This is a genomic window from Chthoniobacterales bacterium (assembly GCA_035274845.1).
Lineage (GTDB): Bacteria > Verrucomicrobiota > Verrucomicrobiia > Chthoniobacterales > UBA10450 > AV80.
The window spans coordinates 295,625-305,042 of the sequence record DATENU010000010.1 but is presented as its reverse complement, the minus strand read 5'-3'; the positions used below and the strand labels follow the sequence as shown (position 1 = coordinate 305,042).

The 9,418-nt window shown below is 57.4% G+C and carries 8 protein-coding genes; 4 read left to right on the top strand and 4 right to left on the bottom strand.

The features are described 5' to 3' along the window. On the bottom strand, positions 1-685 hold a 685-nt coding region (locus VJU77_06625), incomplete at its 3' end, for a hypothetical protein (GenBank protein ID HKP03027.1). A 90-nt stretch (positions 686-775) separates the two neighbouring features. Here VJU77_06625 and VJU77_06620 point away from each other — a divergent pair. Further along, positions 776-1,816, top strand: a complete 1,041-nt coding sequence (locus VJU77_06620) for a beta-propeller fold lactonase family protein (GenBank protein ID HKP03026.1) — start codon at positions 776-778, stop codon at positions 1,814-1,816. 1 nt (position 1,817) lies between these two features. On the opposite strand, the gene VJU77_06615 is transcribed toward VJU77_06620, so the two are convergent. Both VJU77_06615 and VJU77_06610 read right to left on the bottom strand, forming a co-directional pair. Continuing rightward, positions 1,818-3,824: a TonB-dependent receptor gene (locus tag VJU77_06615; GenBank protein HKP03025.1), complete on the bottom strand. Its 2,007-nt coding sequence runs from the start codon at positions 3,822-3,824 to the stop codon at positions 1,818-1,820. A 352-nt stretch (positions 3,825-4,176) separates the two neighbouring features. Continuing rightward, positions 4,177-4,602 (bottom strand): DUF5069 domain-containing protein, encoded by a 426-nt coding sequence (locus tag VJU77_06610; GenBank protein HKP03024.1) that lies wholly within the window; start codon positions 4,600-4,602, stop codon positions 4,177-4,179. A 175-nt stretch (positions 4,603-4,777) separates the two neighbouring features. Between VJU77_06610 and VJU77_06605 the strand changes: the two genes are divergently transcribed. After that, positions 4,778-6,454 (top strand): AIPR family protein, encoded by a 1,677-nt coding sequence (locus VJU77_06605; protein ID HKP03023.1) that lies wholly within the window; start codon positions 4,778-4,780, stop codon positions 6,452-6,454. A 432-nt stretch (positions 6,455-6,886) separates the two neighbouring features. Then, positions 6,887-7,519 carry an IS1 family transposase gene (locus tag VJU77_06600; protein ID HKP03022.1) on the top strand — a complete coding sequence of 211 codons (633 nt, stop codon included), beginning with the start codon at positions 6,887-6,889 and terminating at the stop codon, positions 7,517-7,519. A 277-nt stretch (positions 7,520-7,796) separates the two neighbouring features. Here the strand turns inward: VJU77_06600 and VJU77_06595 are convergent, their stop codons facing one another. Continuing rightward, positions 7,797-8,141 (bottom strand): hypothetical protein, encoded by a 345-nt coding sequence (locus VJU77_06595; GenBank protein ID HKP03021.1) that lies wholly within the window; start codon positions 8,139-8,141, stop codon positions 7,797-7,799. Between the two features lie 130 nt (positions 8,142-8,271). Here VJU77_06595 and VJU77_06590 point away from each other — a divergent pair, with 130 nt between their 5' ends. Then, positions 8,272-9,378, top strand: a complete 1,107-nt coding sequence (locus VJU77_06590; GenBank protein ID HKP03020.1) for a tryptophan 2,3-dioxygenase family protein — start codon at positions 8,272-8,274, stop codon at positions 9,376-9,378. Positions 9,379-9,418 lie beyond the last annotated feature (40 nt).

Below are 9,418 nucleotides of genomic sequence, written 5' to 3'. Positions count from 1 at the left end.
TTCCGCAATCGCCGAAGCGCCCGCCGTAAGGCACATACAGAGTGTTGCCGACGATCGTCAGGGCGGCCCGTGAACTTTGCGATCTATCGGAATCAAACCCGGACACCGCGGCGCTTACCGTCACAGGCCATCCGGAGTTGGTGGCGCCCGTGTCCACGTTAAGAGAAAAGATCTGGTGTCCAGAGCCGCTTACTTCCGCGTTTATAAAGAGCGAGCGCGAAGCTAGATCCACCACCGGTGTGGCGGTAATGCCCAGCGGATTAATGTTGCCGCAGGGGAGACCTGACGTGACCGCCGTGCCCAAATTTCGCTGCCAGACGATGGCGCCCGTCGTCGCGTTGAGCGCATAAACGTTGTTCGACTCGGTGAACGCAAGCACGACGGGACCGCTCGGGCCGCCCTCGATGTAGAGCGGTTGGGCATAAACGTTACCGACGATCGTGCCGTCAAAAGCCTGGTCGCGCGCCAGATTGGCGGCGTAGGTGTTGGTAAACGTTGGATCGATGTAAAGACCGTCACGCGAAGCATTCTTATGATGCTGGGTGACATCGGCTATGAAGGTTGCAGGGACGGCGGGTGGCTCCGCGGCTGCGTCCGGACCAGGGGCTGCGGGAAGAATTGCCGCCCAAATAGCAAAGGCCATCCCAGCAACACCAAAAGAGAAAGCGGACAGGCGATTTTTCATAAAGCTACATTCCCCTCCTGCGAAAATTCCTGAAGGCGTCTGCACCAAACGCTCGCGCAACTAACGATTGTCGTGGATAAAAGGCAAGCAATGAAGAGTAACGTCCATCTCCGTTTTCTGTCCGTTCTGGGAACTGCAATCCTCCTTCCTTTGGTCTCCGGCCAGGGCGCCGAGCCCGTGCCGTCGCCGGGCTACGTGGTTTACGTGACCAACGAAAGATCGAATGACATCACCGTGATCGATGGCGAGACGAATGCCGTCGTGGCCGGGTTCGCCGTCGGCAAACGGCCGCGCGGAATTCATTGTTCCGTCGACGGCAAACGCGTCTATGTCGCGCTCAGCGGATCGCCCCGGATGGGACCCGGCGTCGATCGCGGCCGCGCGGTGGCCGACAAGGAAGCGGACGGCCTCGGCGTCATCGATCCGGTGGCGCGGAAGTTGATCGAGAAAATTCCCGCCGGGTCGGATCCGGAACAGTTTGCGCTCACCAAAGATGGAAAGCACGCGGTCATTGCTAATGAGGATCTGGGCACCGCTTCGATTATCGATCTCGGTTCCGGGAAGCTCGCCGGCGAGGTAAGGGTTTCGGCCGAGCCCGAAGGCGTCGCCGTCAATCCAGCAAACGGTCAGGTTTATGTCACCTGCGAAGAGAAAGGCGAAGTTTATGTGATCGACGCCGAGCACGCGATCGCGCCCGCGCATTTCACGGTAGGCGCGCGTCCGCGATCGGTGGCCTTTCTGCCCGACGGATCTCGCGCCTATGTGCCCTCCGAGGCGGAGGCTTCGGTGGCGATTGTCGACACGACGGCGAATAAGGTGATCGGCCAAATCAAGGTGGAGGGAATGCCGATGGGCGCCGTGGTTTCGAAGGACGGAAAGGAATTGTTCGTGACCACAGGCCGTGGAAATTCCGTAGTCGTGATCGATACAGCGGCCAACAAATCGGTCGCGACGATCGCGGTGGGCGGACGCGCCTGGGGGCTCGTTCTCAGTCCGGACGGCTCGAAGCTCTATACTGCCAACGGCGCGAGTAACGACGTCTCGGTGGTCGACGTAAAAGCGCGCAAGGAAATTACCCGGGTCAAAGTCGGCGACGGACCCTGGGGTGTCGCAGTCGGACCGAAACCGTAGCTCAAAGCTGCCAGCGAACCTGAAAGCTGACCAGCCGCGGCGCGCCGATTGAGATGAGGCCGTCGGCCGATTTGCCGGTTTCGATTTGCGTATCAAACAGGTTCTCGACCCGGACCGAGGCGGAGCCGTGCTCGGAAAACTCGTAGATCACCGCCGCGTCGAAAGTCGTGAATGAGGCCAGCACCCGGGAGTTCTGATCGTCCTCGAACTGCCGGGCGACGTAGCGCAGTTGAGCGGTCACGATCCATTTTGTGGTCGGCATCCACTCGATGCCGCCGGTCAAAACATTTTCCGGGGTTTGGGCGAGCAATTTTCCTTCGAGCGTGGGGTCGGCCGCCTGCTCGATGGTGGGATGGGTGAAGAGCCAGCTGCCTCTCAGTTTCAGCGCCGAGATCGGTTGCCATTCGGCAGTGGCTTCGAACCCCGGCGCCGTGACGAGATCGACATTCTGTCGCTGCCGAACCGTGCCAGTGGGGCCCGTGCTCAGGGTGATGTTGCCGACCGCGTCTTCCATTCGATTGAGGAAACCGGTTCCCGTCAGTCGGAACGTGGAAGTGGCCTGCCATTCGGCGCTCAACTCGCCGCCGAGCAAATGCTCTGGTTTCAATTCGGGGTTCGGATTGGTCACATCGTTGCCGACGCGAAAAGGGCGATAAAGTTCGTTGAGCGTCGGCACCCGGAAGCCACTGTAGAAGGCGCCCCGGAACGCCAGGGCGTCGTTCGCTTTTACCCGGGCGCCAAGCCGCCCATTGATTTCGTCTCCGGAACGGTCCGGGAACCGGGAATCGAGAAGGACCTGGCCGGAAGACCGCACCGTTTCCTTGCGGAAACCATCGGAAAGCTCCCAGTGATCCACCCGAAAACCGCCGACGATTGTCGCCGCCGGAGAAACCGACCAGGTGTCTTCGGCAAACACGCCGGCAAACTCCTGTTCGCCACCGGCGCGACGCAGGCGGGTGAATTGCGTTCCATTCCAAAAGAAGAATTCGTTCGTCTCACCGTCAACCCAGCGCGCGTCCCCGCCCAGGGTAAGCTTGTGATCGGAGCCGGCCGCCAGGCTCCAGACGACGCTGCCACCGGCGGCATTCGCCGGGACGTCGAATTGGTCGAGGGCCGGCGTTTCGACGTCGCGCGTCGCGTTCACCGAGCTAAAGGTGCTGCTGAATTTTCGCTCCTGTCCGTAGAGACTGAGCTGCAACTCGCCGCGTTGCGCCGGAAACTTTTGCGTGAACACCGCGCTGAAGTCGGAGCCGGTCGTCTCGTTGTGGGTGAAGAGAGTGCCGTTTCCGCGTTCATCATCAAAGTGCCGGCCGCGCAGGCGAAGCGAGCTATTGGTGGCGATCTGCCATTCGGTCCGGAGATCGAACAGGTTGGAATCGGCGCTCGCGTTGTTGTCCACCCGGCCGCGTTGCTGAGGCGCGATGACCGGATAACCGCCGGTGGAAAAGCGTTCCGCGAAAATCGCCGCGGAAAATGGCCGATGCGCCACCGTTCCGCCGACCGATGCCTCGTAGGTCTCGGCGTTGCCGATCGATCCCTCGGCAAAAGCGGCGTTCGTCTCCATCGGTTCGGACACGAGAAAAATCGTCCCGGCCAGAGCGGCGTTTCCGAATAACCCGGCGCCACCGCCGAGATTCGCGAGGACCGATTCGACTGACGCGGTCGGGACCTGGCTCCAGAGAACGTAACCGGCGAAAGGATCGTTGAGCGGGATGCCGTCGAGGAGGACGAGGGTGCGGCCCGCGCCGCTCGGCCCGAAGTTGCGTAAGGTCACTCCCTGGGTGGTGGGGTTTGCCGTGCGACTGCTGTTGCGCCGAAAGAGACTGAAACCCGGGACCTGGGCCCGGAGAATATCATCGAGTCGCAGCTGGGGAGCGCGGCGGAGCTCTTCCTTCTCAACAACGTCGATGCTGAAGGGTGCTCCTGATTCCGAACTGGGAAGGCGGTCAGCCTCGACCACCACCTGTTCCGATACCGCCTCCTGTCCGTGCGCGGCACGGAGAGGCATGGTTGCGAGACACGCCGTCCAAATGAGCGCAAGCCGGCCTCGCGAATTACGTGGGCGATACCCAAATTTTCTCCCTTTGACGCCTCGCCCGCTTTCCATGGTTCGCGATTATTGTTTGGTCGCGCAACTCTGTAAAGGAATCCGGACCCGGCGGCGAGGGGGGATCTCGCGTGAGTTTGGTTTCTTGTGGATGCTTGGCCAATTACCGCGGCCCAACATGAATGAGCTCGTGTTCCCGGCCGCCTTTCCCCTCGCTCGGACATACTTTGCAAAGTGTGCCGAAAATGTGAGGTGCGCGGGCAGGCGGCGCGCCGGCCCCCTCGGCGGCGCGCCGGAAGGTTGCTCTCCGGCCTTAAGTTCGTCGCCCTTCGTCGAAGTCAATGAGATCGGGAATCGTGGCGATCTCGGCCCGATCAGCGATACCGGCTTTCTCCTTGGCTTCCTTCAGGAGCGGGCTCGCGAAATCGTTCCAACCCAGCTTCGAACTGAATCCGTTCCAGACCAGGATGTCGCCGCGGTTCAAGCGCCGGCCTTTTTCGAAACACCATTCGAGAATTTCTTCATCGCTCCCGCCGGCGAGGGTGCGTTCCCGCAAGTCGCGATAATGCACGCGCAGAAAATTGCAGCAGACGCCGTCCGCGGCCTTCACCGCTCCCAGATTCTTGTGATAATCCTCGGCCAGCTCGCCCCGGGAATGCAGCCGGATCTTGTCCAGCATCCGCGGGAAATACATCAACCCCGCGGTCATTTCCTTCGGGCTTTTCGGATAGGTGCTCATCACTCAACAAATCGTGCTCGCAGATTTTCGCAACGTGCGGCGCGCATCTCGCTGGTCCCGGTAGTGTCCTAATTTGCCCTGCGGGGCGGTTTTTACGGGGCCTCGGTAATGCTTCCGCGAGCGTTGACCGGCGACAGGGGGATGCGGCATGATTGCGTGCAACCCCTTAAATACAATGAGCGAAATTGACCGTAAAGCGTTGGACGTGGTTTTCACTCTATGGCGCAACGAGCGAATGCCAACGGAGGATGAAGCGGACGCGTTTGAGAGATTTGCAAACGAACAGGTTCTAAAAAACCCCGATCTTTCGGACGATGAAATCGAGTCGGGGAAACTTGGCGCGGGCGATGATGGTGGCGTTGATGGGTTTTTCTTTTTTGTCGGAGACACACTGATGCAGGAGGGGAAACCGCCGCCTGAATCCGCCACTACCGCCGAATTAATTCTCATCCAAACAACGCGAACGGCGGGATTCGCCGAAGCGAAATTACTTAAGCTAAAGGCTTTTTGTGAAGACGTTTTTGGATGGACCTCTCTGGACGGCAAGGCGCATCTAAACGCCACGTCCAAAAGTGCGATTCTGCGATTTCGTGAGCAATACACCGAAATTATGGCTTCCGTTCGCGCTCTTAAAGTCAGCATTCACTACGTGACGAAAAGCCCACACCAGTTCCCTTCCAATTTGTTAGGCCGCGTAAACGAGATAAAGAATTATATTACCAATCAGGTTTCGTCGTCTGTCGTCGAGTTTACGCCTTGGGGCTGCGGGAAATTGTTGGAGGCGGCGAGAGACGAAGCGATTGAAACTCTCATTCTCGAAAAGTCTGTTCATTTTGCCACCGATGACGGCTCTGTTGTTTGCCTCGTTAGGCTGGACAAGTTCAAAGAATTTCTCACGGGTAAAGATGGCAAAATCAGGACAGCCGTTCTTGAACCGAATGTGCGCGATTATCAGGGGCGAACCAATCCAGTAAATAAAGAGATTAGAAACACGCTGAGCAGTCCAGCGGTAGAGGAATTTTGGTGGTTAAACAATGGAGTAACCATCTTGTCTGACGAATGCCCTGTGCTCGGCAACAAGGTCAAGATTACCAATCCTGAAATCGTAAATGGGCTTCAAACCTCCCATGAAATCTTTAACGCACTGGCGAGCGCCAACGCAAAAAATCCAGAGCGTCTTCTTCTTGTTCGCGTCATTAAGGCGCCCGATGACCGCATCCGCAATTCGATTATCAAAGCAACCAATTCACAGACCCCGGTAAGCAGGGTGTCCCTGCGCGCCACCGAAAGAATCCATTTCGACATCGAAGATCGTTTAGCGATGGAGGACATTTTTTACGATAGGCGGAAGGGGAAATACAAACGCCTGCGTCGCCCGATTAGCAAGATTGTCAGCATAACGTCGGTCGGGCAGGCGGTGATCGCGGCTTTGTTGCAATTGCCAGCCGACGCCAGAGCGCGCCCCGGGACGTTGCTCAACGATGATGAGCGGTATGGAAATATTTTTAACGAGTCATTTGGCACTGAGTTTTTTACGGCCTGCGTGCTGTTGGACAGACAGGTGAGTAATCGGATCAGTCAGTTGGAAATTTCAAGAGATGTGAGAGTGGACGTTCGTTACTATGTGACCATGCTTGTCGCTTGCGAGATGGCCGGGACTGCGAAACCGACTGCCGTATCAATCGCGGGCGCGCTGCCGAAAATCAAAGAGGGTATTCCCGAGGAAATGATTGATAGATGGACGAACAAAGTGATCGAACATTACTACGATCTGGGCGGAACTGATAAGGTCGCGAAGGGAACGGAGTTGCAGGAGGAAATGATCAAGGCCGCTATCCTCCACTTCCTTTAACGAGGCAGCGCCGATAGCATGGCCGCCCGCGCCCACTCCGAAATGCCGTCGCCATTGGCGGCTTTCGCAATCGCCCTTAATTCAGAAGGCGTAACGCGAGCGCGCACCATCTCGGATTTTGCCTCGCCTTTCGGGAGCTTCGGCCTGCCTAATATTTTTCTTTTATGTGCCACAAAAAAGTCTTTACAAAGCTAATTGATGTGGCACAATAAGTCCAGTTAAAAATAAGGACTGGATATGGCAAACAATCTCTCAACCGAAAAGCAGACAGCAGTAATCAGCGCACTTGCCGAGGGGAACAGCATCCGCTCAATCGAGCGCATGACGGGCATTCACCGCGACACAATCATGCGTCTTGGCGTTCGCATCGGAAACGGCTGCGCTGCGATCATGGATTCGCGGATGCGGAATCTGGAATGCCGCCTAATCCAGATGGACGAAATTTGGGGATTCGTCGGAATGAAGCAGAGGCACGCGACGCCCGAAGATCGCGCCAAGGGCTTTGGCGATGTGTGGACATTCGTGGCAATCGACGTGGAATCCCGCATGGTTCCTGCCTATCTGGTCGGGCAGCGCGACGGCTACCATGCCGACACGTTTGTTGAGGATTTGGCGTCGCGGTTGAATGCTCGCCCGCAGATTTCTAGCGATGCGATGGCCGCATATGCGGACGCAGTTGAGCGGGGGTTTGGCGCGAATGCCGACTACGGCCAATTGGTTAAAATATACGGTGCCGTTGAAATCTCAGAACAGCGCCGATACAGCCCCGCTAAGTTGATTGATGCTCGCAAGGTAATCGTTGCGGGTAATCCAGACGAAAGCCTGATTTCGACCAGCTACGTTGAGCGGCAGAATTTGACGATGCGGATGCACATGCGCCGTCTGACTCGTTTGACGAACGGATTCAGCAAGAAGCGCGAGAACTTCCGCGCTGCCGTCTCGCTCCATTTCGGATATTACAACTTCGTTCGCGTCCATAAGACGCTCCGCATGACGCCCGCAATGGCCGGTGGCGTGACCGATCATATTTGGACGGTGCCGGAACTAATGGAGTCCGCTTTGTGAGCGCACAGCTTGCCGTAGAGCGCGCAACGGGCAGCGCGGTTGAGCATCTTGAATCCGTGCCGGTCGTAGAGACGTTTCGCGGGGAAACCGTATGGAACGGAACGGTTGAGGTTTTCAGCGTCGCCAGCCCACCGCCAGAGCGCGCCTACGGATGGGCGGTTGAGGGCAAGACGGAAACGGAATACGTCGCCGTTTTAGGCAATCCGCCCGTTGATTCGCCTATCGCGGCTGTTCGGGCTTGGCTCGTTTCGGAGAACAAGAAGTGACAACCAGAAGGCTAATCGTGTGGGGGCTTCTTTTCGTCGCTGGAATCGCCGTCAATCTCTATCTGTATTTCCTCTTCAATAATGCGGGTAAGCTCGCCCTCATCCCATACGGTTTCTCGATTACGTATGGTTATTTTCTTTCGGGCCTTCTCTGGAATTTTCTTAAGAAGCCAGTGAACAAAAAGACCCGCAGCTACATTCGACGCGAAACCCACTACGACGGTGGCAACCGGCGTGAAATCGAAATCACGCTGCATACGGACGGGTAAAATGGTAAGCTCAACTCCATTCGGCTTATCTTCTTCAAGCAGGGCCTTGAGCCTCGGAGAAAACAGCACTTCTAGGGTAATCTGCATTTGCGTATTCAAGGCGACGCGACCGCTTGAGGCGAGGCTGGAATTACTAGAAGGCAAGAGCAAATGAGCGCCAGCGATTTCAAATTAGGACACTACCCTGGTCCCCGGGCCATTGACTTTGACTGAGGCGATGCGCGACACTTCGGCGATGGAGTGCCCATTCAAAAGCGGTTCGGAGCCCGCCTACTACGGGAGTTATCTCGCCGTGGACCGACTGCTGGGCTTGCAGGAGCCGGTCAGCTTCGTGGAAGGCAAACTTCACGCGCACGATGAAATGCTTTTCATCATCGTCCACCAAACCTACGAGCTTTGGTTCAAACAAATCCTCCACGAGCTGAATGCCTGTTGCGAAGTGTTGCAGCAACCTTCCGCCGACGACGATAGCCCGGACATGACCGTGGTGGTTCATCGCCTGAAACGGATCGTGGAAATTTGGAAGGTCCTAAATCATCAGGTGGACGTCCTGGAAACCATGACGCCGCTCGATTTCCTCGACTTCCGCTCCAGCCTCGAGGGCGCCTCTGGATTCCAAAGCACGCAGTTCCGTCAGATCGAGGCCACCCTGGGCTTGCGGATGGAGAACCGTTTCCGGCCCGAATATTACAAGCATACCGAGGTGGGCGGTTTCTCGGAGGCTGATCTCGCGGTCATTACCGACGCGGAGAAGACAACCTCGCTCCTGAAGCTGGTCGAGCAGTGGCTGGTCCGGATGCCCTTTTTCGGCGAGACCTTCTGGATTGGATGGGAGGGCCAGGCCGGCGAAGGAGATGGGACCGGCGGGGAAAAGTTCTGGAGCAGCTACCGAAAACTTTACGACGCGAGCCTGTCGGATCGCGATGAAAAGACAGACCTCCTCGGCAAGTTCGACGAGACGTTCTTCAAGTCTGGCGCGGGCGATTTTTCGCCGGCGGCGCTGCGAGCGGCTCTCTTCATCATGCTCTACCGCGACGAACCTCTTTTCCGGCTGCCCTTCGCGCTGCTCAATAGCTTGATCGAGATTGACGAACAGCTGGGGAATTTCCGCTACCGGCATTTGCAAATGGTGCGCCGGATGATTGGAACAAGAATCGGAACTGGCGGCAGCAGCGGCGAGCAATACCTGCAAGGGGCCGTGAACAAAAACTACGTCTACAAGGAGCTGGCCGGCGTGATCACTTTCCTGATCGAACGCCGGAATCTGCCTCAACTGCCGAAGCGCCTGCACCGGGCATTGCGTTTTAGTTCCGCCGACGGCTAGACGTTCCGGACCTCTGGAAGTTTGCGGTCAGGCAAGGTGC

Coding starts and splice junctions, on each gene's coding strand:
- VJU77_06610 (HKP03024.1), bottom strand. CDS start 4,602: ATGAGCACCTATCCGAAAAGCCCGAAGGAAATGACCGCGGGGTTGATG.
- VJU77_06615 (HKP03025.1), bottom strand. CDS start 3,824: ATGCCTCTCCGTGCCGCGCACGGACAGGAGGCGGTATCGGAACAGGTG.
- VJU77_06605 (HKP03023.1), top strand. CDS start 4,778: ATGAGCGAAATTGACCGTAAAGCGTTGGACGTGGTTTTCACTCTATGG.
- VJU77_06620 (HKP03026.1), top strand. CDS start 776: ATGAAGAGTAACGTCCATCTCCGTTTTCTGTCCGTTCTGGGAACTGCA.
- VJU77_06590 (HKP03020.1), top strand. CDS start 8,272: ATGCGCGACACTTCGGCGATGGAGTGCCCATTCAAAAGCGGTTCGGAG.
- VJU77_06595 (HKP03021.1), bottom strand. CDS start 8,141: ATGCAGATTACCCTAGAAGTGCTGTTTTCTCCGAGGCTCAAGGCCCTG.
- VJU77_06600 (HKP03022.1), top strand. CDS start 6,887: ATGGACGAAATTTGGGGATTCGTCGGAATGAAGCAGAGGCACGCGACG.